This is a genomic window from Streptomyces sp. NPDC059398 (genome assembly GCF_042751845.1).
Taxonomy (GTDB): domain Bacteria; phylum Actinomycetota; class Actinomycetes; order Streptomycetales; family Streptomycetaceae; genus Streptomyces.
Genome location: NZ_JBHYWP010000014.1, coordinates 1 through 21379 on the forward strand (window position 1 = coordinate 1; position 21379 = coordinate 21379).

The window sequence follows — 21379 nt, forward strand, 5'->3', positions numbered from 1 at the left end:
GGGGCGTTCCGCCGGGGCCCCCCCCCCCCCCCCACCCCCGCCCGGCGGCGGCAGCCCGTTTCGTACGTGTTAGCGTCGCTGGGCAACTCTGGGCGCGGGGACTGCGTCCTCCTTCGCAGGAGAGCGAGCCTTGGTGACCACTGCAGACCCGATACGTGAAGAAGGCGGAGGGCGCCCCCGTGCCGGGGGCCGCGTCGGCCTGCTCTCACAGGGCGGCCAGGGGGGCGGACCGGGGCAGCGGCCTTCGGACCGGATGCCGTGGTCCTGGCTGGCTGCCCGCCCCGTCGTCACCGCGACCGCCGTCGCAGCCGTCACGCACATCCTCTGGTTCTTCTTCTTCGCCAACAGCGGCGGAGACCTCGCCGCGCAGGACGCCTGGGCCGAGTTCGTCGGGCGCCACCCGGCGTCCGCGTACAACCTCGCCTGGTACGGCGGGATGCACCCCGTCTCGTACAGCGTGGTCTCGCCGTATCTGATGTCCGTGCTCGGGGTCCGTACGACGATGATGATCGCCGGGACGGTCTCGGCCGCGCTGACCGCGCTGATCCTCGTCCGGCTGCGTGCCGTCCGCAATCCGCTGCTGTGCGCGCTCGCGGCCGACTTCGCGTTTCTCTGCAACGCGCTCTCCGGCCGGGTCACCTTCGGCCTCGGCACGATGTTCGCCATGGGCGCGGTGGCCGCGGTCTTCTGCTGGCCGCACCGCTGGCGCGAGCGCCGCTGGGCGAAGGCGTGGGTCGCCGCCCCGCTCGCCGGGATCGCGACCGCGAGCAGCCCGGTGGCCGGGCTCTTCCTGGGCGTCGTGGCCGCGGCGCTCTTCCTCAACAAGCGGCGGCCCGGGGCCTACGCGCTGGGGCTCGCACCGGTCGTCGTGGTCGCGCTGTCGGCCTGGCTGTTCCCGTTCTCCGGCACCCAGCCGATGTCCGTGGGGACGGCTTCGCTGCCCTTCCTCTACGGGGTGCTCGTCCTCTTCCTGGTCCCCAGGGAGTGGCGCACGGTACGTACCGGCGCTGCCGTCTACGCGCTGGGTGTGGTGCTGACCTGGCTGATCGACTCACAGATCGGCTCGAACGTCTCCCGGCTGCCGATGATCTTCGCGGGTGTGGTGCTGCTCGCGGCGCTGCCGTACACCGTGCCGAAGTCGCGCAAGTGGTACGCGCTCGTGATCGCGTTCGCCGGGCTCAATGTGTGGATCGGCTTCAAGGGCGTCGACGACGTGGTGCGCACCGCCCCCGCCGCCTCCTGGACCCGGGAGCTGGCCCCGCTCGTCAACGAGCTGCAGAAGCACGGTGCCGAGAAGGGCCGGGTCGAGGTCGTCCCGGCCAGCAGCCACCGTGAGGCGTCCGCGCTCTCCCCGTACGTCAATCTCGCCCGCGGCTGGAACCGCCAGGCCGACATGGAGCGCAACCCGCTCTTCTACGACGACTCGCTCGACTCGGTCAACTACCGGGCCTGGCTGTCCCGCTGGGCGGTCCGGTACGTCGTCCTGCCCACCGGCGAGCCGGACACCGGGGCCGGCCAGGAGGAGAAGCTCGTCCAGGACGGCCTGCCGTATCTGAAGCGGCTCTGGGGCGACGCCAACTGGCAGCTGTTCGCGGTCGACCGGCCGACGCCGATGGCCGACCCGCCGGGCACCGTGGAACGTGCCGAGGAGGGCGAGCTGACCGTACGGGTACGGAAGCGGGGCCGGGTGCTGATCCGGATCCCGTACTCGCCCTGGCTGGGTCTGGTCGACGCCAAGGGCAAGAGTGTGGAGCCGCCGCAGGAGACGGAGGCGTCCAAGGGACGGGCCGAGGGCGAGCCGAAGGTCTTCGCCAACGCCCACGGCTGCCTGGTGCGGACCGACAAGGACGCGGACGGCGACGAGTGGACCGAACTGCTCGCCCCCAAGGCCGGGGTCTACCACCTGGCATCGCCCTACCGGCTGCCGCGCGGAACCCCGTGCCCGGACGAACTGAAGGACACCCTTCCCGCGGGCGGCCCCGGCCAGCACCTGACCCCCGGGAAGCCGGATTCGGGGCACCCCTGATTCAGCGCACCCCCGAGGCCAGCAACGCCGTGTGAGGCAGGGCGAGTTCGCCGCCCGGTGTGGTGAATTCCCGGGCCAGGACGTCGTACTCCTGCTTCACCCGGGCGCGTATCCCGTCCGTCAGACCGCCGACCGCGAGCCCGATGGTGGCCACCCCCGCCGTGGCCGCCGTCCACCAGACCTCGGGGTCGACGCGATACTCCCAGGTGACCGCAGCGCACCGGACGTCGTGCAGCCCCGTGGTGCCGAGCAGGGCGCCGAAGCCGTCCTCGTTCCTGGGGAACTCCGCCTCCGCCGCCAGCCGTGGCAGCCCGCTGGGCCGCTCCGCCCCGGCCGCCTCCAGCGCCCGCCAGAACAGCGCCTGTCCTTCGGCTCCCGCCCCGCGCCAGATGGTGACGGCCACCCGGCCGCCGGGCCGCACGACCCGTCGCATCTCGGCCAGCGCGGCCTTGGGGTCGCCCACGTGGTTGATGACGAAGTTGGCGACAACGGCGTCGAACTCCGCTTCAGTGAAGGGGAGTTCCGGGAGGACGGCCTCCCGGAACGCAGCGGCCGGCACCCGTACGCGCGCGGCGTCGACCATGGTGCGTTCGGCATCCACACCGGTCACACGCGCCCCGCGTGCCACGGCGCCGGCGGATACGCTCCCGGTCCCGCACCCCACGTCCAGTACCGAGTCCCCGCCGCCGGCGCGGGTGTCCGTACCGGCCACCCCGGCGCTCGGCACACCGGCCGCGTCCAGCAGGTCGTCCACCGTGTGCGCGCACAGGTCGGCGAAGCTGCCCCGGTAGGCGGCGGCCCGCCCGGCCCACATCTTCCGTTCGTGTACGTCGAAAGCCGAGTCCACCCGCAGAACCCCCTCAGTGCTCATCGCGTGCTCATCCCTCATCATCCTCTGTCGGCCGGTGGCGTGATTCCGCTGTCCCTTAATCAGTGCGGGTGGCAGGATTCCCTTGTGTGAGCATCGACCCCGGCCATGTGAGCCACGACCGCGGCGCGTTCATGACCATCGCGAGGACCGCGGCCCCGCTCTATGTGACCACCCTGGCCGCGTCGGCGGGATCCCTCGTCGACACCGCGCTGCTCGGCCGGCACGCGACCGCCTCGCTGGCCGCCTTCGCGGTGGCGGTGGCGGTCTTCGCGCCCGCCACCGCAACCGTCGTGGGCGCGCTGCGTGGCGTGATGCCGTTCATCGCGCCCCACCGTGAGAACCAGGACGAACTGCTGCCCCTGGTCCGCAGCGGGATGTGGCTGGCGTTCGCGGTCGGCGGGGTGTGCGCTGCCGTGGTCGCCGCCGTGCCGTTCATCGGTGGACTGTGGGGTGTGCGGCCCGCCGTGCTCAGCCAACTGGGGCCGCTGCCCTGGCTCCTTGCGTGCAGCGTGCTGCTGATCGCCGTCGGGGGTTCGGCGACATCGGTGCTGGTCGCGCTGGGTCACTCGGCCCAGGTGATGCGTTCCGGGCTGGTGGGCACCGCCGTATCCGTCACCCTGTCGGTCCTGCTGGTCGGCGCCCCGGGGCCGCTGCCGAGTCTGGGCCTGACCGGCGCGGGTGTCGCCATGCTCGCGTCCAGCTTGATCAGTACTGGCCTCAACCAACTCGCCCTGCGCCGGAGGACCGTACTCAGGGGACGACCGCTGCGGCCCGGACGGCCCGAACCGCGGCGCGTACTGCGGCTGGCCGCGGTGGGCATCCCGCTCGGCGGTACGGTCCTGGTGAAGTTCTCAGTACTGGGCGTGCTGACGTTCGCGGCGGCCCGGATCAGTACGGACGCGGCGGCCGTGCACGGCGTCTCGGAGTCGCTGGTGAACATCATCTTCACCGCGGCGGTCGCGGTCGGCCAGTCCACGGTCCCGCTGATCGCCGACTGTGCCGCCCGGCGCGACCTCCCGATGATCCGCCGCAGTGTGGGGGCGGGGGTACGGGTGGCCCTGAGCGCGGTCGCCGTGCTGGGGGCGGCGCTGTTCGCCCTGCGGGTACCCGTGGTGGGCCTGTTCACCACGGACCCTTCGCTGAGCCACCAGGTGAGGGGACTGCTGCCTCTCGTCCTCGCGGTAGTGGTCGCGGACGCGCTGCAGGCGGTGGCCGGATTCGCCCTGGTCGGCCTCCGGAAGACCGGCCCGAGCCTGGTGTCAACGGCCGTGTGGTTCGGGGTACTTGCCGCAGTCGCGGTCCCGGTGGCCGATCGGTACGGACTGACGGGCCTCTGGGCGGCGCTGGCCGGTGCGAACCTCCTGCAGGCCGGTACGAAGACGTACTCGTTCCTGCGGCACGGCCGCCGCATCGCGGGGGCGGACCCGGTGGCGGACCAAGTGGCGGATCCGGTGGCGGATCCGGGCCCGGTGTCCTTAATCCGTACGGGTGGCAGCAGCGAGTCCACCGGACGTACGGCGGGTGGGGCGCAAGGCTGAGGAGATGGCCGATGAGACGTTCCCATGGTGCTGAGACCGCCGCAGTGCCCCCACTGCCGCGAACCGCGCCCCTTGTGGAAGGACACCAGCACCACCGGGCCCAAGGCCCCGGACAGTTGGCGCTGGTACTGCGCGGAATGCCGCCAGGTGTGGGAACCCACCGACGACCACCGGGTGAGGTACCGGAGCGGCGCACCGGTCGGGCGCGGGAGCGCGCTCAGCGGTGCGGCGCCGGATCGCGGGGGCGCAATCAGGCGGTAGGGACGGACGGCGTACGTCTCCCGGGCACAACCCGGGCGGCACCGAGCAGTCCGGCACCGAGCCTCCCCCCGAGCAGTCCGGCCCCCCTGAGCAACCCGCTACCGAGCCCCCCCCCCGGGAGCACCCGCCAAGCGGCCCGGCACCTCCGGCCTTGCCCATTTCTTGCCGGTGTGGTGCCCGTTCAGGCGGCGCACAGTGCCCTCACGCCTCTGGATATTCCGTGGGGCGGCGGTTAGAAAGAGAGCGGCACCGTCATCCAGGAGACCCGTATGCACAGTTCCGACCGGGACATAGACGCCAATGCGGGGCACGGCCGCATCCCGACGCACCGCTCCCCGGCCCGGACCGACGCACCCCTGCCCGGGTTGCTGGGGCTCCAGGGCAACGCGGGCAACGCCGCCGTCGTCCAGATGCTCCGCCAGTCCGGGCACGCCTGGGCGCAGGACGAGCACCAGCACGGTGCCGGCTGCGGTCACGGTGGCGAGGAGCAGCCGCAGATCCAGCGTTCCGCGGTGCACGACGTCCTGAGCGGCGGTGGCAGTCCCCTGGACGACGGCACCCGTACGGACATGGAAGCCCGGCTCGGTGCCGACTTCTCCGATGTCCGTGTCCACAGTGACAGCGCGGCGAGGGCGTCCGCGGCCGAGATGGGCGCCCGCGCCTACACATCCGGCAACCATGTGGTCATCGGGGACGGCGGCGGGGACGCCCACACGCTCGCGCATGAGCTGACGCATGTCATCCAGCAGCGTTCCGGGCCGGTGGCCGGTACGGACCACGGCGACGGGCTGCGGGTGAGCGACCCCTCCGACCGTTTCGAGCGCGAGGCGGAGTCGAATGCCACCCGGGTGATGTCCGAGCCCGCCCCGGCCACGGTGAGCGAAGAGGCGCAGGAGACCGAGGAGTAGCCCCGCGGGTTGCTTGCTGGGGAGTGGCCCGCCCGTTGTATGCGCCCGGATCCGTCCGGCCCCGCGCACCCGGATCCGCCCGGCCCCGTGCGCCCGGATCGGTCCGGCCCGTGCGTCCGGACCCCTCGGCCTGCCCCGTCGTTCCTCTCAGCCCACTCAGTCCACCTCGATGCCGTACTCCTGGATCAGTTCTTCCAGGCCGCCTCCGTACCCCCTGCCTCCGGGGACGAACTCCCAGTCACCGTTGGCGCGGCGGCGGAAGGACCCCAGGACGAGGGCCGTCTCGCCCGGCCTGCCGTCGGAGACCCGTAGCTCTTCGAGTGCTGTTCCCGCGGCGTCCAGCAGCCGGATCCCGGCGTCGGTGAACCCGGACAGATCGGCCGTGGGGTTGGCGACCGGGTCGGCCGCCGCGATGACGACCAGCCGGTCGGCGCGCGCCGGCAGGGCGTCGAAGGACACCTGGATGGCGGCGCGGTCCGGCGCGGCGGGAGCCAGCACGCGGACCGTACCGTCCGGGGTCCGGGGGTTGTTGAAGAAGACGAAGTGGTCGTCGTCCAAGGCCCGGTTGCCGTGGCAGACGAGAGCGCACACGTCCAGGGCGACGCTGCCCGACCAGAACATGCCCAGTACGTTGTGGTCATCCGTACGGGTCCCGGTGCCCGGCGCGGCCCCGGGTGCCGGGGCCGGTTCCGGGCGCCGGCCGGGCCCCTGCCGCTCGCCGCTGCCCAGCCGCCCGCGCAGCCCGTGCCGGTGCAGCAGGTCGACCAGTTCGGCACCGGTCACCAGCTCCAGGGGTTTGCCCTGGGCGAAGGTGCGCGAGCCGGGGCCGAATGAGGACGTCGTGACCAGTACGCCCTTGTTGGCACCGGCATCCTGGACGGTTCCGTACAGATCGCGGACGGCCGTCGGGGGAACGGTGTTGCGGTAGCGCTTGACCTGTACGACGATCTTGCCGCCGCGAATCGGGGCCGGGTCCAGCGCATCGACGTCCACGCCGCCGTCGTTGGAGCGCTGGGTGGTCACGGCCCGCATGCCCATGGCCCGGAACAGCTCGGCCACCAGCCCCTCGAAGGCGAGGGGGTCCATCGCGTACAGATCCGGCTCCTCCTCGCCCCCATGGGTGACGACGCCGTTCCCGACGTCTTCGGGAACCCGGCAGGGCCGTACCGGTACGTACTGGTCGGGGCGCGCGGACAGCCGGCCGCGGAGGCCGTCCACCAGGCAGTTGACGGCGTTCACCTGTTCCAGATGGAGCGTGGCGAACGTCGCACGGTCCGCCATGACCGTGCCGAGCACCATGGGGGCCCGTCTGCCGGTCGTCGGATCGTGGTCGTTCACGAACCCGTTCAGCGCGACCGATTCCAGCGCGCCGAACTCGTCGGCCGCGAAGAGATCCCGCAGGACCAGCAGCAGGCACTGGGCGAGTACGTCCCGGTACAGGGCGCGGCGCTGAGTGACCGGCCGGGGCGTCTCCTTCTCCTGGTCGGCGTTGATCAGATAGCGCACCGACTTCGCCCCGGGGACGACGTCGTACGGGGGCAGCTCCCAGTCCAGTACCAGCTGGCGCGCACCGGAGTCGTACGCGGCGGACACCTGGCGGGGCAGATCGTCCGGCCACGAGGCCGAGGCGTAGAGGGCGGCCGAGAAGTACTCGACCGCGGCCCCGGGATCTCCGTCGCGGAGCGCCGCCGTCATCTCCGCGATGTCGGCGTTGTGCCGCCGGATCTCGCGGAGTTGGGTATCGGCCCACTGCCGGTACTGCGACTGGTGGGCGGCCAGCTGGTGTTGGCGCTGTGCCTCGGCCGCCAGAGCCGCCTGCCGGTCACGCTCGAACCTGGACCAGGCCTCCGCCTGTGCCTGGGCCCGCCGCCCGGCGGACCAGCCGCCCTGGGGCTGGTACTGGTTCGGGTCGGGCATACGGACAGGGTGCGCGAGCTGCCCCGGGGCGAACGCCTCGATCCGCTCGGTACGGGTCAGCGCCTCGGCCCTGAACGCCGGAGCGCGGCACCCCGCGGCCAGCAGCCGCTGTAACGCCGCCACTCTGGCGTCGAGTTCCTCCGTACGCCGTCTGGCATCCGTCTCGCGCTGCTCGCGGTACGCGGCCTGCTGCTCACGGCGGCTGCGGGTGAGCTCCCGCTGGTAGGCGCGTTGTTGACGCTCCTGCTCCCGTTGGTACCGGGCCTGCGCCTCACGCTGACGTTGCTGCTGGCGCTGCGCCTCGGCCCAGACACCGGCCAGTCCACTGGAACGACGGCTCATGCTCTACAGGACCTCCCCACCAGCGACCGGTGCGCATCCACCGGATCCTGGCCCCATAACCAGCTCCTGGCCCCATAACCAGCAGTGATGAGCCGACTCTAGTGGCCGGGCAACCGCTCGCCCATACCTTTGCCGCAGACGGCCGTCACTCCGCCTCCGTCATGCCTTCACTATGCGTTCACTTTACTGTGCAGGCTGCGCAGGGCGCTCTGGTGGGTGAGCCAGCCGACGAGCCGGTCGCCGTCGTGGACGGGCAGGCCGGTGCCGGGGGCCGTGACCAGCGAGTGCAGCGCGGTGGCCAGGGGCATCCCGGTGGTGATCAGGGGCGGGAGTTCGGCGAGTTCGCCCGCGGTGCGCGGACGGCCCGGGGCGTCGTCGACCGGGGTGGCGAGGGCCTCGGCGACGGCCCGGGCGGTGACGGTGCCCAGATAGCCGCCTCCGGAGTCCAGCACAGGGAGCGCGCCATGCCCCGAAAGGCCCAGGGCCTGGGCGGCCTCGGGGAGTTCGGCCCGGGAGGCGAGAGGGGACGGCAGCTCCTCCATGGCGGCGGCGACCTTCTGGGAGCCGAGTTCCGCTCCTTGCGCGGGCGCCGTGAGGTCGATGCCCCGGCGGCGGAGCTTGAGGGTGTACACGGTGTCGTGGGAGAGCAGCCGGCTGGTGGCGGTGGCGAGTACGACGGCGAGCATCAGCGGCAGGATGATCGTGTACTGGCCGGTGAGTTCGAAGAGGATCACGACGGCGGTGATCGGGGCGCGTGAGGACCCGGCGAAGACGGCGCCCATGCCGACCAGGGCGTAGGCGCCGGCCGATCCGGCGGTGCCGGGGAGCACCCCGTGGGCGGCGCTGCCGTAGGCCGCGCCCAGCATGGCCCCGATGAACAGGCTGGGTGCGAACACGCCCCCCGAGCCGCCGATACCGATGGTCAGGCTGGTCGCGAGGATCTTGCCGACCAGCAGCAGGAGCAGGAACCCGACGACGTAACCGCCCTTGACGGCGCTCTCCAGGACGGGGTACCCGACTCCGTACATCTGGGGCAGGGCCAGCAGCAGTATGCCGAGCAGCAGCCCGCCGACGGCCGGACGCAGCCATTCCGGGCCGCGCCAGAGCCAGTCACAGGCGTCCTCGATCCAGTAGAGGACCCGGGTGAAGCCGACACCTACGGCGCCCGCGGCCACGCCGAGAACGGCGAACAGGCCGAACTGGGCGACGTGGTCCACATGGAAGGCCGGCAGGGTGAGGAAGGCGACATCGCCGAACGCCGCGCGGCCGATCGCACAGGCGACGACGGACGAGATCACGACCGCGCCGAACGCCTCGGCGGTGAAGGCGCCCAGGATCAGCTCCATGGCGAAGAACACCCCGGCCAGCGGGGCGTTGAAGGTGGCCGCGATTCCTCCCGCGGCCCCGCAGGCCACCAGCAGCCGCATCCGGCCCTCGGCGACCTTGATCACCCGGCCGAGTGTGGAGCCGAGCGCCGAGCCGATCTGGACGATCGGACCCTCGCGGCCCACCGAGCCGCCGGATCCGATGCACAGGGCCGAGGCGACGGCCTTGACCACGGCGACCTGCGGGTTGATCCGGCCGCCGCGCTGGGCGACGGCGAGCATCACCTCGGGTACGCCGTGTCCGCGCGCCTCCTTGGCGAAACGGTCCACCAACGGCCCGTAGAGGAGGCCGCCCACGGCCGGGGCGAGTACGACGAAGTAGATGCCGAACCATGGCAGGTGCGGGTTGGCGGCGTGCCCGGCGCCCGCGTAGTCGGCGTGTCCGGAGAACAGCCGCGTGAAGGTCTGGATCAGCCACCGGAACGCGATCGACCCCAGCCCGGCCCCGGCGCCCACCACCACGGCAAGCACCATCAGCCCCCAGGACGCGGTACGCAGCCCGGCGACGGGGGCCGGTCCGCCCCTGTCCCGGGGGGCCGGGAGGGTGATCGGGTGGTCGGGTTCCGCTGTGCCGCTTCCGGTCATGGGCCTGCCTCTCTCTTAGTTTGCATTATGCAAACGTTGTCAAGGGAGGATCAACCCGAGGTAGAAAGGAGGGCATGGTCGAAGCTACAAACCCCTCGGGGAGCGCCGCGGACGACGTCGACGCGGTGACACGGGCGGTACTGACCGCCTCCCGGGTGCTCGTCGCGGTCTCCGCACGCTCGCTGGCCGCGGTCGAGGACCGGGTGACACTGCCGCAGTTCCGGCTGCTCGTGGCGTTCTCCACCCGTGGGGCCGCCAAGCTGGTGGACGTAGCGGAGTGGCTGGGGGTCAACCCGTCCACCGCGATGCGGATGGCCGACCGGCTGATCGCGGCCGGTCTTGTCGACCGTCGGATCAACCCCGACAACCGCCGCGCCACTCTGCTTCAGCTGACCGACGAGGGGCACAGCATCGTGGAGCAGGTGACGACCCGGCGCCGCACGGAGATCGCCACCATCGTGGAACGCATGGCCCCGTCCCAGCGCACCGCTCTGGTCGACGCGCTGACCACATTCGCGGACGCGGGCGGCGAGCCCACGGCGGGCCGCCCGGGTCCGGAGCTGTACCCCCTGGGCTGGGCGACCCCGGGGGCAGGGGGCGGGGGCTGAGGGGCGGGGCGGCGTACTGAGGGGCCGGCGGGGGCGGGCGCGTAGGGGGAGGCAGGCGGGGCGGGTGCGTAGAGGGAGGCAGGCGGGGCCTCCGGGGTGGTGGTTGCCCCGGCCGCCGATGCCCTCACCCCACCTGCCTGCCTGCCTCCCCATCATTCAAGGCCGCACCGCACCTCACTCAAGGCCGCACCGCACCTCACTCAAGGCCGCTGTCGTCCAATGCCGCTCCGCGTCACTTCGCGACGGCCGGCTTCTCCACCTCCAGTGAATTCCCCGCGGGAATCCTGCCGCAGCTGGTCGGGGCGGTCCGGCCTGCGAAGCGGTCGTTCAGCCAGGCCATCGCGCGCGGCGCCCAGTACGGCATGCTGCCGACGTGGCTGAGCAGGTCGTACTGCTCGTACTTGATCGACTTGTTCCCGGTGGCGCAGTACTGCCGGCTCAGCGCCCGCACATCGCCCGCGACCATGACGCCGTCCCCCGTGCCGATACCCGGGGGGTTGTTGAACGTCCCTTCCAGCTTCCCCGCGTTCCCCTGCCCGATGAACCCGGGGATCGTCGGGGTGGCGGCCTGACCGAGGTTGACCTTGTTGACCGCCTCGACGAAGGGCGGAATGGAGTCCGGGTCCTTGTACTCCGGCTTCGCCAGGTCCTTCCAGGTCATCCCCGGGTAGTGGCCCAACGCATCGACGATCGAGCCGTGTTCGAGAGAGTCGAAGACCTGGAGCCCCTTCGCGCTGAGATACGGCTTGATGTCGAGGCCGTACGAGCGGGAGACGCCGAGGACGGCCATCGGGATCACGCCGTTCCAGACCGGGGCGCCGTCGACGTACTTCAGATTGTGCGCCGGGTCGACCAGCAGCCCACCCTCGGTGAACCCGACCAGTTGCCTGTTCACATCGGGGGCGTACGAGGGGGCCAGTGCCGCGGCCCAACTGGTGGCGATGGCACCGCCGGAGTAGCCGAAGAGACCGAACCGGGTGCTGCTGCTCAGGCCGGTCTCCTCGGCGCGGGTGCTCGCCCGGACCGAGTCCAGGGTGTTCGTCCCGTAACCGGGCCCGGCCGCGAAGTCGGCGCTCTGGCCCTCGGTGTCCGGGATGACGAGGTCGTAGCCCTGGAGCAGCAGCGGCGCCAGAACGATGCTCTCGGCGTTGGCGATCAGCCCGCCGAGTGAGACATCCCCGGCGATGGCCCGGGAGGGCCCGTCCGCCGGGTCGAGGGAATCGTAGAACGACTGGTACGACACGGCCTTGCTGCCGTCACTGTGGAGCCCGCGGACCACCGTGGTCACATTGGCGGACGGCCGCCCCTGGGCGTCGGTCGTGCGGTAGAGCAGCTGGGTGGCCTTCAGGGGCGTCGGGATGCCGACGACGTGATAGTTCAGCGTGCGCTTCTTCAGCACATCGCCCGGCGCGTACGAGGCAAGCGGCTTGCTGCCGTCGTAGCTGTAAAACGGATCGGACGCCGTGGCGCTCACCTGCCCACCCCCGGCGGGCACGGCCGTCGCAGCCGGCGCCATGCCGACGGTGAGAGCGGCGACAGCGGCGGTGGCCAGCAGACCTGCGGTTCTCCGGTTCATGACTCTCCCGATGCGTGCGGTGGCGGTGTGTGGAGTGGTGGTGCGTGCAGTGGCGATGTGTGCGGTGGCGATGCGTGCCGTGGCAACTGCCGTTACTGCGCAGTAAGTTACTGGCGGTAAGTTCGGGTGTACAGGGGTGGGCGGCAGAGTTTTACCGTTGTCGGCAGCCGAGTACTCCGCCTGCGCAGAGGCCCACGCGGCGGGCGGCCCCGGCCTCGGCCTCGGCGGAGAGCGGTACCGTCGAACGGGCGATCGGCCGCGTGAAGCAGCATCGGGTGGCGGCCACCCGCCACGACGGCTCGGCTGCGTATTCCTCGGCACCGCCTCCGCGGCGACCCACCTGATAGGGCTACGCAGCTGAGTTCCAGTGTCACGAGGCAATCGGCTGGCAGACCAAGGCATGGTCGATCACTTCCTCGGTAGACAGCTTTCGTTCCGTCGGCCGGAAAATCACGTCGCTGAGGTAGCCGGACGGGCGGGCAGAGCTCTGCCAACGAAATGCGATAGACACATGTGCATGGCAGACAAGGTGCGGATCGCAGCTGCGCAGAGCCCCGTCACTACCCACCCGGCCGTCAATGCGACAGCCGCGCGGGACTTGATGGTTCAGGCAGCGGCAATGGGGGCCCGGCTCGTGCACTTTCCCGAAGGGGCGATCTCTGGTTACCCCTCAGGAGGGGAAGCCGAGGAGGCTCTACGAGGCTGGGACATCAACTGGAGCGGTCTCACAGAGCAGTTGGAACTCATCGCGCGGCTGGCCGGCGAACTCCGCCTCTGGGTTGTCGTCGGCTCCAGCCACCGGCTCGCCGCTCCGCATCTGCCCCACAACAGCCTCTACGTCATCTCGGACGGAGGCCGGTTGATCGACCGCTATGACAAGCGCCGCTGCTCGTACAACGAACTGTCCGGCTGGTACTCGCCCGGCTTCAGGCCCCTGCTGTTCGAAGTCGACGGCTTCCGGTTCGGCACGGCGTTGTGTATCGAGGTCAACTTCCCTGAACTCTTCATGGAGTACACCGCCCTGGGCGCGGACTGCGTCCTCTTGTCGTCCTTCTCCAAGGATCCGATCTTCGACGTGCTCGCACGCAGCCACGCTGCCACTCAGAACCGCTGGGTGTCCGTATCGGTTCCGTCTCAGTGCAGTTCCGCTATGCCCTCCGGGGTCGTCGGCCCACACGGCTATTGGCTCGGCAGGTGCACCACAGACGGCAAGCAGGGACTGGTCTGCGTGGATCTCGATCGCACCCAACCCGGCCTGGAGTTCGCGCTCAACAAGGCCGGGCCTTGGCGGCAGTCAGCTCGGAATGGAGAGATCTATCGAGAGCGGCGTGTCCATGACGCACGCAGTGCCGACCGCACGCACTTCTGACCACGAGATATGGCCACGGCAAGCACTCCGGCCTCCACGGCCGGGGTTCGCGCACTACAACACCGAAGGGCCGGCCCGGGAGAGGAAATCCCTTGGGCCGGCCCTTCTTGCTGTGCCCCCGGCAGGATTCGAACCTGCGACACCCGCTTTAAGGAGCGAGGTGGGGAGAGTTGGGGTCTGACCTGCACGATGTCGACTTCGGCGTCTGCCCGCTGTGGTCCCTGTCGGCGTTTGCGGTTCCCTGTGAGTCCCCGCCCCATCTGGCGCGGTTTTGGCACGGGGAACTTCTGATCCGTAGCGCTAATGGGAACGGTCAACGATGGTCATACCGGCCGCTATGCGGTCCTGGACCGTTGCTACCGGACGATGTCGGTTGCTGAGGTTGCGGTATGCCGCTGCTGTACCGCTGCTCCATCGGCGCCCGTCATGATCATTCACATTGCAGCAGCTCCAGCCCGAAGCCGTACCGCCGACCTCACGGCGCGCCTACCTCCTCCCTTGCCCTATAAGCACGCTCAAGAAGCGAGTTCCGCAAGGAATTGTTGTCGATATGCAAAGCAAGGTCTCCTTTCACGCGGGGAGCCGTTGCGACAGCCTCTCGTAGCTCACTCAGCTCCCTTTGATAGAGCCTCGTCGCATACTGAATCTGGGCGACCCGGCTGTCTATCACTTCCATCGCGTCTGGGTCATCTGCCATTCTGGCTCGCTCTGCAATGCTCACCCCAAGCTCCTTCTCCCTTCTTTCGAGCGCCCGACAAAGAAATGCTTCATATTCGTCAACAATGACGGCGCTCACGAAGATTCGCTTAGACCGCTTCGCGCTCTGCCGTCTAGCGCTATTTGCCTGGGATAGCGTCTCGCGGCTCACCGAAGCCGTGGTGCCAACCCTCATCGACTCCAAGAAGGTGGCGAAGTTTACGATCCGCAAGGAAACCCCCGCACGCTGCTGCATCTCTTCCGTCAACTCTTCGCGGGGCCCTAGGGAGAAGTCGAGTCTTTTATTCACCCAGTCTTCTTTCTCGTCGTTGGAGATGATGAGAACGCGCTTGCGCACTTCCGTGGCCTTGATGAGAGTTTGCTCCCACCACAGATAATCTCCATCGGCATTGGTCCTTTTACCCCTATCCTTGAATCCTGGCGGTATTCTGGCGTCTCTCCTGCGCGCAGCTTCCGCCTGCGCCTTGCTGTACTCCTCTCCGGGTAGAGGCTGCCCGACCCTTCCGTCTAGAAGCTTTGCTAGCGCTTTCAGTACAGGGTCGTCATTTAGCACTCTACTGAGCGTCAGGTCAAATACCCCTTGATGAGATTTAACTCGTTCGATAGCTGCACGGAAGGCGTTTTCGAGCGGCTCTTTCAGTTTCCTCTTCTCATCTTCATCAAGGGCCGACCGGTTTGCAAACTCATTAAGCCTTTGTAGCCCTTGATTCTGCGCCGCCTCCAACGATTTGCACGTCTCATCATAGAAAGCAAGCTGGTCGCGGGCGGCTTCGACTCGGTTTCGATGAAACTCAAGCGCAACCTGGTGCGGCACCCAGAGATTTTCCTCGATTGTGAATAGACTGTCGATCATTTCCTTTCTGGCGTTCGGCGTGACACGATAAAGGTCCAGCAAAACACTGGAATCGATCACGACGAGGGACTCTTTAAGGGCCAGTGAGAGTTCACTTTTCGTCATTCTCCAATGGCTGGAGAATGAATCCAGAAAAGAGCTAACGAGAATCTCCTCCTTCGGTAATCGCTGCAATGGATCACCACCCGCATCAGGCTAGACGACTGGGGATCTCTTAGGAGTGTGTATGCCGAGACCTCTTGGTGCTCTGGTGCAGCTCGCAGACGGCGATGGCCGACGAAACCGTTGATCGCGTCCGCAGCCATCAACACACCACTCACTCCAGATCCCATCCCGTCCGCCTTCGACCCACACTCCGTGGAGCGGTCGCGGTTCAGGGCGTCAAGGTGGAGCGCGCCACTATACGAACGACCTTGACGCCATGGGCCGCGTCTGCTCGGCTCTGCCTGGGTCGATGGTGGACGGGATGGGAGCCCCCGCGCTCGCCACGATGTGCCCGCGGCCGGGAACGGCGCCCCCTCTCACCCGGTGCCGGCCGATCCCCCGCCGGAGGCATCGTCTGTGACCGTGGGCCGCGAGCGTGTCGGGTGCTCGACTCGTTTCCTCCGGGCCTATCCACAGTGGGCGGGCGTCGGCGCAGCGGTACGGAGCGAGCCGAAGGCAGGAGCGGCGCCCCAGCGGAGCCGGGTGCCTTGATGAGGTAGAGACTTGTAACAGCTCAGGCTGTTGGGGACGAGACGTAGCAAACGGCAGGGATGCTCTGGTCCGCTCCGAAGTGGTGAGTGGCTTCGCCGATCTTCTGCCAACCGAGCCGTTCGTAGAGCCGCGTGGCCGCGACATCCTTCGTCAATCCCGGGGCGACGCCATGCCGCCCTCGGTGACGTTCTCCGGTACAGCGGGCCCCCTCTGCCGAGAGGGGGGCCCGCGCTTTTGTTGCTCCGACCTGCGCATTCTTCAAGATCGTTTAGGCGGAATTTAGGCGGTGAGCTCCGGTGCTAGGGGTGTATCCGCGACGTATTGAGGGGATAGTCCCAGCGTTATCCAAGAAACGAAAAGGGGCGTCGCACCCTCTCTGACCTGGCAGAAGAGGTGTGACGCCCCTGATCAACAGTGTGCCCCCGGCAGGATTCGAACCTGCGACACCCGCTTTAGGAGAGCGGTGCTCTATCCCCTGAGCTACGGAGGCCGGGGCTTGTGGAAATCCCTGCGGAAAGTCCAGTGAGCGGATCTTCCGCGAGGCGTAGTACAAGCCCGCTGGTCAGGCGTGGTGCGTGCTCTCTGCGGTGTTGCTTGAGCAGACAGTGGGACATACCGATGACTGACCAGGGACAGCGTAGCGGATGCACGCCGGTGACAGGGCCCCGCGTCGGGGGTGCCGTGCGGAGATGGCTGCTGCGGGCTTCTGGCCTGCGGCTTGTGTGTGCCGGGGCTGTGGTTGAGCGGCGGAGGCGGTGTGGGGTTGGGGGAGGTCGGTCCAGAGCCGGAGGGCGCCCACCCGACCGGGATCAGCTCTTCGGCAAGGTGGCGGTTGGTACGGCTCCGGCTGAGTGGCGGTCAGTTGCGGTTACCCAGTCGTCCGGTCGTCCAGAGTTGCCCCGTCGTCCGCGCCGGCCCGGCTGCCTAGCCTCCGCCGAGTCGCCCAGCCGCCCACCGGTCCCGTCGTCTGGTCGTATTCAAAGCCGGTCAGCTTACGTACACGCTCCGTACGTTGTCCCTCGGTGCAGGCCGGGACCTCGTCGCTGGGCCGGTGGCGAAGGTTCGGAGGGCGTTCTCGGTGGTTCGGGTGGCGAAGGCTCTTGTCCGGGTGTCCATTCCGTGGTGGCGGCCGCCGTCCCGGGTTCCGGCCATCAGGGCCTCGACCCACCGCATCGTCCCGGAGGAGAAGACGCCGGCCCCGCTCGGGACGGGGTAGTACGCGGAGTCCGAGTGGCTCTTCCGGCCGTTGCAGACCAGAGGGGAGTGGGCCAGGATCTCCAGGGGCGCCGGGGTCGGCGCGCCCGGGGTGACCCGGTCGTACTCCACTCCCACCAGGTGGTTGAACGAGTCGCCCCGTCTCACCCCGGTCCCCTCGAAGAGCCAGTGGTCCGGGCTGTGGACGACATAGGGCGCGTCCGTGGGGAATCCCTCGTAGAGGACGCCGGTCAGCGTGGACTGCGGGTCCGCGGCGGGTGGTTGGCGGAAGTCGTGGGTCGGCAGGCCCTGGTGGTCCTTGAAGCGCGGGTCGTCGGAGTAGGCGGTCTTGTAGCAGACCACGGTGCGGCCGGCGCCGGACGGTCCGTGGTCGAACCTGACCCGGCGGAAACAGGTGTTGGCGCCCGGGAAGACCAGATTGGTCCCCGTGTCACGCGCCCGGGTGACGTGCCGGCGCTGTTCCGGGGTCCAGTACTCGTCGTGGCCGAGCGAGACGGCCGTCACGGCCCCCCGGAGCACAGACGGGGTGAAGTGGACGTCCAGCCCGGTGGTGTAGGCGAGCGGGATGCCGAGCCGCTCCGCGAGGACGACCGCAGCCCGTTCGTAGACCATGAACTTCTCCGCGCCGCTCCTGTCGTACGGCCGGTCGAAGCCCACGGCCAGCGAACGTGTCGTGTACGCGCCGTCCTGTCCCCGGTAAAGGCCGTACCCGCCCCAGGCGTTGTACGCCTGCCAGGTCGTCGGCGCGTGCATCAGCAGGGTCGCGCCCGAGGCGCTCGCGGAGCGGACGATCAGCGGTACGTACCGCTGGTGCCCGTGCTCCGCGTCGAGCCGGAGCAGATACGCACCGGACGGCCAGCCCTCGGTACGGACGTCGAGGGTGCGCTGCCAGTCCGCCCGTACGCTGCGGGTATCGGTGATCATCTGGGGCTGCTGCTGGTAGCCCCCGGCGATCCGGTCCGACCGCCAGACCAGCCGGGCCTGTGCCCCGCCGTACCAGCCGACCCGGTAGGCCGAGACCCGGAAGCCGGGGGCGGTGGTGGAGACATGAAGACCGAACTCCTCGCCGGGCAGCACGCTCACCTTGTCGGTGTAGCCCTCGACCGCGTCGGGCGGGCCCTGCGAGCGGATCCGCCAGTCGGGGCTGCCGGGCCTGGCCCGCTCCGCTTCGGCGGCGGCTTTGACTCCCTCGGCCGAGTTCGACGCGTCGGGGTGGGGCGCCGCGCCGGTGCTGCCGCCGGGCGATGGGTCGCATCCGGCCACCAGGCCCGCCGTGAGGCCGCCGGCACCCACCGCGGCGGCGGTACCGAGGAAGTGTCTGCGGTCCAGGCCCGCCCCGGCGCCGTCCGACACGTGGTCTCGACGGTGACCCCCACGCTCCGTGTCGTCGCCCATCCGAACCTCTCACCAGTCCGCCCGGCTCGGTTACAGGTCCGCCCTGGTCGGTGCAGTGGTGCGCGCCGGAACCGCCGTGAATCGGAATCATCATCGTTCGGCAGGGCGTGCCCCACCAACGCAGGACGGCCCATTCGCGGGCAGGGACCACCGTCCGCGAATGGCCGTCCGGGCCGTCCTCACAGCTCGCAGGCGTGCCCGCCGATGCTTTCGGTGACATCGGGCCAAGTGCGGAGCAGGTCGGCACCCCGGTCCGTCGGCTCACGTGGTGGCGATCCGGTCCGTCGGCTCACGTGGTGGCGATACGGCGTCCCGTCGTACGGGTGGGCGCGATCGTCAGCCACAGAGGGCGGTCGCCGCCTGCCCATGGCGTGGTGGGGGCGTGCCGGGCCAGATCCTCGGCCGCCGTGCCGTCGGGGACGGTCCGAGCGGTCCCGACCACGTTGACGCTCCAGCCCCTGCTCATCGCCTCGTCGATGTGGTCGACCTCGAAGGCGACCTCCTGGCCCGCGGCCTCCGCCGCCACCGTTCCGGGAGCGGTGCGGTACGAGATTTCGCCGTCGACGACCACGTAGTTGACGGGAATGACGGCCGGCCCGTCCCGGGTGGAGACGGCGACCCTGCCGACACCGTGGGTCGACAGCAGTTCGCCGCGTTCCTCGACGCTCAGCGTCCGCAGCTCCGGGTGGTAGGCGGCTTGCCCTGTTCCGGGAGGCAGCTCCGTATCGCTTCCGGTCAGCGCCTCGACCGTGGTCTCCAGCGCGTCGGCGAGGCTCAGCATGAACCCGGTGCTCGGGGCCGCCTGCCGTTTCTCGACGTACTGGATGTAGCCGGCTGCCGACCCCGCTCGCCCGGCCAGCGCCTCCCGGCTCAGTCCCAGCTGCTCCCGCCGTGCCGTGACGCGTCTGCCGAGGTCGCTTCGCGGCGGGTGGGTGGTCCGGGCGCGTGTGGTCTCCCTCGGGCTCGGGTGATCGGCCATGGTGTCCACACATCCTTCGGCTACGGCACTGGCCCTGTCCCCCTCACCGTGCTCGGCCGCCGGGCGGTGACGCATGGGCCGTCCGGTTCCGGGGCGGGGGCCGACCGGCCCGTGGGCGGGTGAGAGGGCTGTACGGCCCTGCGCGCCCGGCGCGACGCGCGCACCATGGACACGGGGTCGAACGGTCCCGCGCTCCCGCGGCGGGACAGCCCGCAGGCGGGCAGCGGTCGCAGTGTGGAGGAGCCGGTGATGTGGTGATGGCGTCCAATTCCGCAGAGAACACCGGGGGTGTTGAGAGCTTCGGCGGTACGGCCAGAAATACCGGCAGCGGTGCGGAGAGCCCGCGGCCCGCTGCGGTCACCGAGACGCATACGGCGGTCCTGATGTTCGTCGGGGACCACGTCTACAAGCTGAAGAAACCTGTCGACCTCGGCTTTCTCGATTTCCGTACGCCCGGCGCCCGGCACGCGGCGTGCGAACGGGAGGTCCTGCTCAACCGGCGTTTCGCCCCCGATGTGTACGACGGGATCGCCAAGGTCGCTCTGCCGTGGGGCGGGCCTTCCGAGCCGGTCGTGGTGATGCGCCGGATGCCGGCCGGACGCAGACTCTCCCATCTGGTCGGCATCGGGGCCCCGGTCGACGACGCACTGCGACGGACGGCCCGGTTGCTGGCCGCGTGTCACGCGGACTCCCCGCGGACGGCGCTGATCTCCCACGAGGGGACCCGGGACGCTCTGCTCGGTCGCTGGGAGGACAGCTTCGAGCAGATCCACGCGCTGAAGGCGCGCTCTCCGCTGCCTCACATCGGTGAGATCGCGCATCTCGCGCGCCGCTATCTGGCCGGCCGGCAGAACGTCTTCGACACCCGTGTCCGTGAGGGGCGCGTGGTGGACGGCCATGGCGACCTGCTCGCCGAGGACATCTTCTGTCTCGACGACGGGCCCCGTGTCCTCGACTGCCTGGAGTTCGACGATGCCCTGCGGTATGTCGACGGTCTGGACGACGCGGCCTTCCTCGCCATGGATCTGGAGCGGCTCGGAGCGCCTGAGGCCGCAGCCTCCTTCCTCGCCTGGTACGGCGAGTACTCGGGCGACCACGCGCCCGCGTCCCTCCGCCACCACTACGTCGCCTACCGGGCCTTCGTCCGCGCCAAGGTCGCGCTCTTCCGGGAGCAGCAGGACGTTGCCGCCGCACGATCGGACGCGGAACGCTTCGCCGACATCACGGTGCGCCATCTGCGGGCATCGGCGGTACGGCTCGTCCTGGTCGGCGGGCTGCCCGCCAGTGGCAAGTCCACCCTGGCGGGCGGGCTCGCCGACCGGCTCGGCCTGACCCTGCTGAGCAGCGACCGGATCCGCAAGGAGCTGGCGGGCCTGCCGCCCGAACGGCCCGCCCCTGCCGAGTACGAGAAAGGCATCTACACCCGCGAATGGACACGGCGCACCTATGAGGAGCTGATCGAGCGCGCCTCTGCGCTGCTGTCGGCCGGGGAATCCGTGGTGGTCGACGCGACCTGGAACCTCAGTACGTGGCGGAGCGCCGCCACCGAGGCGGCACGGCACCATGATGCCGATCTGGTCTCCGTACGCTGCGAGGTCCCGCCCGAGGTCGCCGCACGGCGGCTCGCTGCTCGTCGGCCGGGGCCCTCCGACGCGGGTCCCGTGGTGGGCGGTGCCATGGAGGCGGCGGCGGACCCCTGGCCGGAGGCCGTCACGGTCGACACCGGCGGGGCCCTGCCGGCCGCTGTCGGACGAGCGGTCGCGGCGGTGTGTCCTGACGGCGACGGGCGTACGGGGGTCTCGGTCTCCCGGCGGCCGTTCCTGGCGCCTGACTGAGCTCGGCCGGGGGATCGGCCGCCACCTCGGGGCCACCGGGGATCTTCGCCGGAGCCGTGCTTGGAGGCGGCCACGGACACGGAGCTGCTCGTGATGGGCGCCCGTAGGTCCGCACACCGCGTCATGCATCTGCTGGGCCAGGTCACGCACGCGGTCCTGCACCACGCACCGTGTCCGGTCGCCGTGATCCCGCGCGGCTGACGTCGCGAGTCGTCACGACGCCGTCCCGGGGCCCGGGCGGGGCGCACCGCCGGGGGCCGGGGGGGGGGGTGGGCGGCGGGTGGGGGCCGCGCGCAGGCGGGG

14 protein-coding genes and 1 tRNA gene are annotated in these 21379 nt (G+C 70.0%); 7 read left to right on the forward strand and 8 right to left on the reverse strand.

All coding sequences use genetic code 11. The features are described from left to right. Positions 1-253: 253 nt before the first annotated feature. The gene (locus ACFXBC_RS07635; RefSeq protein ID WP_385019940.1) at positions 254-2026 is read left to right on the forward strand and encodes an MFS transporter; all 1773 of its coding nucleotides are present in this window, start codon (positions 254-256) and stop codon (positions 2024-2026) included. Between the two features lies 1 nt (position 2027). Here the strand turns inward: ACFXBC_RS07635 and ACFXBC_RS07640 are convergent, their stop codons facing one another. Beyond that, complete coding sequence (locus tag ACFXBC_RS07640) at positions 2028-2897, reverse strand: class I SAM-dependent methyltransferase (RefSeq protein WP_385019799.1); 870 nt, start codon at positions 2895-2897, stop codon at positions 2028-2030. 86 nt (positions 2898-2983) lie between these two features. Here ACFXBC_RS07640 and ACFXBC_RS07645 point away from each other — a divergent pair, with 86 nt between their 5' ends. After that, on the forward strand, positions 2984-4435 hold the full coding sequence (locus tag ACFXBC_RS07645; RefSeq protein WP_385019801.1) for an MATE family efflux transporter: 1452 nt from the start codon (positions 2984-2986) through the stop codon (positions 4433-4435). A 530-nt stretch (positions 4436-4965) separates the two neighbouring features. Continuing rightward, a complete protein-coding gene (locus ACFXBC_RS07650) occupies positions 4966-5604 on the forward strand; it encodes a DUF4157 domain-containing protein (protein WP_385019803.1) in 639 nt (212 codons plus the stop codon). A 156-nt stretch (positions 5605-5760) separates the two neighbouring features. Here the strand turns inward: ACFXBC_RS07650 and ACFXBC_RS07655 are convergent, their stop codons facing one another. After that, positions 5761-7863 carry a restriction endonuclease gene (locus ACFXBC_RS07655; protein ID WP_385019805.1) on the reverse strand — a complete coding sequence of 701 codons (2103 nt, stop codon included), beginning with the start codon at positions 7861-7863 and terminating at the stop codon, positions 5761-5763. A 170-nt stretch (positions 7864-8033) separates the two neighbouring features. Continuing rightward, entirely contained in the window at positions 8034-9722 is a 1689-nt protein-coding gene (locus ACFXBC_RS07660; RefSeq protein WP_385019942.1) for a chloride channel protein, read from the reverse strand. 185 nt (positions 9723-9907) lie between these two features. Here ACFXBC_RS07660 and ACFXBC_RS07665 point away from each other — a divergent pair, with 185 nt between their 5' ends. Beyond that, positions 9908-10441 carry a MarR family winged helix-turn-helix transcriptional regulator gene (locus ACFXBC_RS07665; protein WP_385019807.1) on the forward strand — a complete coding sequence of 178 codons (534 nt, stop codon included), beginning with the start codon at positions 9908-9910 and terminating at the stop codon, positions 10439-10441. 232 nt (positions 10442-10673) lie between these two features. Here the strand turns inward: ACFXBC_RS07665 and ACFXBC_RS07670 are convergent, their stop codons facing one another. Then, positions 10674-12017 (reverse strand): lipase family protein, encoded by a 1344-nt coding sequence (locus tag ACFXBC_RS07670; protein ID WP_385019809.1) that lies wholly within the window; start codon positions 12015-12017, stop codon positions 10674-10676. Positions 12018-12534: 517 nt separating this feature from the next. On the opposite strand from ACFXBC_RS07670, the gene ACFXBC_RS07675 reads away from it, so the two are divergent. After that, complete coding sequence (locus tag ACFXBC_RS07675; RefSeq protein WP_385019811.1) at positions 12535-13386, forward strand: carbon-nitrogen hydrolase family protein; 852 nt, start codon at positions 12535-12537, stop codon at positions 13384-13386. A 475-nt stretch (positions 13387-13861) separates the two neighbouring features. Here ACFXBC_RS07675 and ACFXBC_RS07680 read toward each other — a convergent pair whose 3' ends face one another. From ACFXBC_RS07680 to ACFXBC_RS07695, 4 genes are all read right to left on the reverse strand, one after another. Then, positions 13862-15061, reverse strand: a complete 1200-nt coding sequence (locus tag ACFXBC_RS07680; protein ID WP_385019813.1) for a PIN-like domain-containing protein — start codon at positions 15059-15061, stop codon at positions 13862-13864. Positions 15062-16069: 1008 nt separating this feature from the next. After that, positions 16070-16142, reverse strand: a tRNA-Arg gene (locus tag ACFXBC_RS07685). A gap of 497 nt (positions 16143-16639) precedes the next feature. Continuing rightward, positions 16640-18262 (reverse strand): N,N-dimethylformamidase beta subunit family domain-containing protein, encoded by a 1623-nt coding sequence (locus ACFXBC_RS07690; protein WP_385019815.1) that lies wholly within the window; start codon positions 18260-18262, stop codon positions 16640-16642. Between the two features lie 289 nt (positions 18263-18551). Further along, positions 18552-19241 carry a helix-turn-helix domain-containing protein gene (locus ACFXBC_RS07695; RefSeq protein ID WP_385019817.1) on the reverse strand — a complete coding sequence of 230 codons (690 nt, stop codon included), beginning with the start codon at positions 19239-19241 and terminating at the stop codon, positions 18552-18554. Between the two features lie 383 nt (positions 19242-19624). On the opposite strand from ACFXBC_RS07695, the gene ACFXBC_RS07700 reads away from it, so the two are divergent. Next, complete coding sequence (locus ACFXBC_RS07700; protein ID WP_385019944.1) at positions 19625-21076, forward strand: AAA family ATPase; 1452 nt, start codon at positions 19625-19627, stop codon at positions 21074-21076. A gap of 60 nt (positions 21077-21136) precedes the next feature. Beyond that, the gene (locus ACFXBC_RS07705; protein WP_385019819.1) at positions 21137-21277 is read left to right on the forward strand and encodes a universal stress protein; all 141 of its coding nucleotides are present in this window, start codon (positions 21137-21139) and stop codon (positions 21275-21277) included. Positions 21278-21379: the final 102 nt, after the last annotated feature.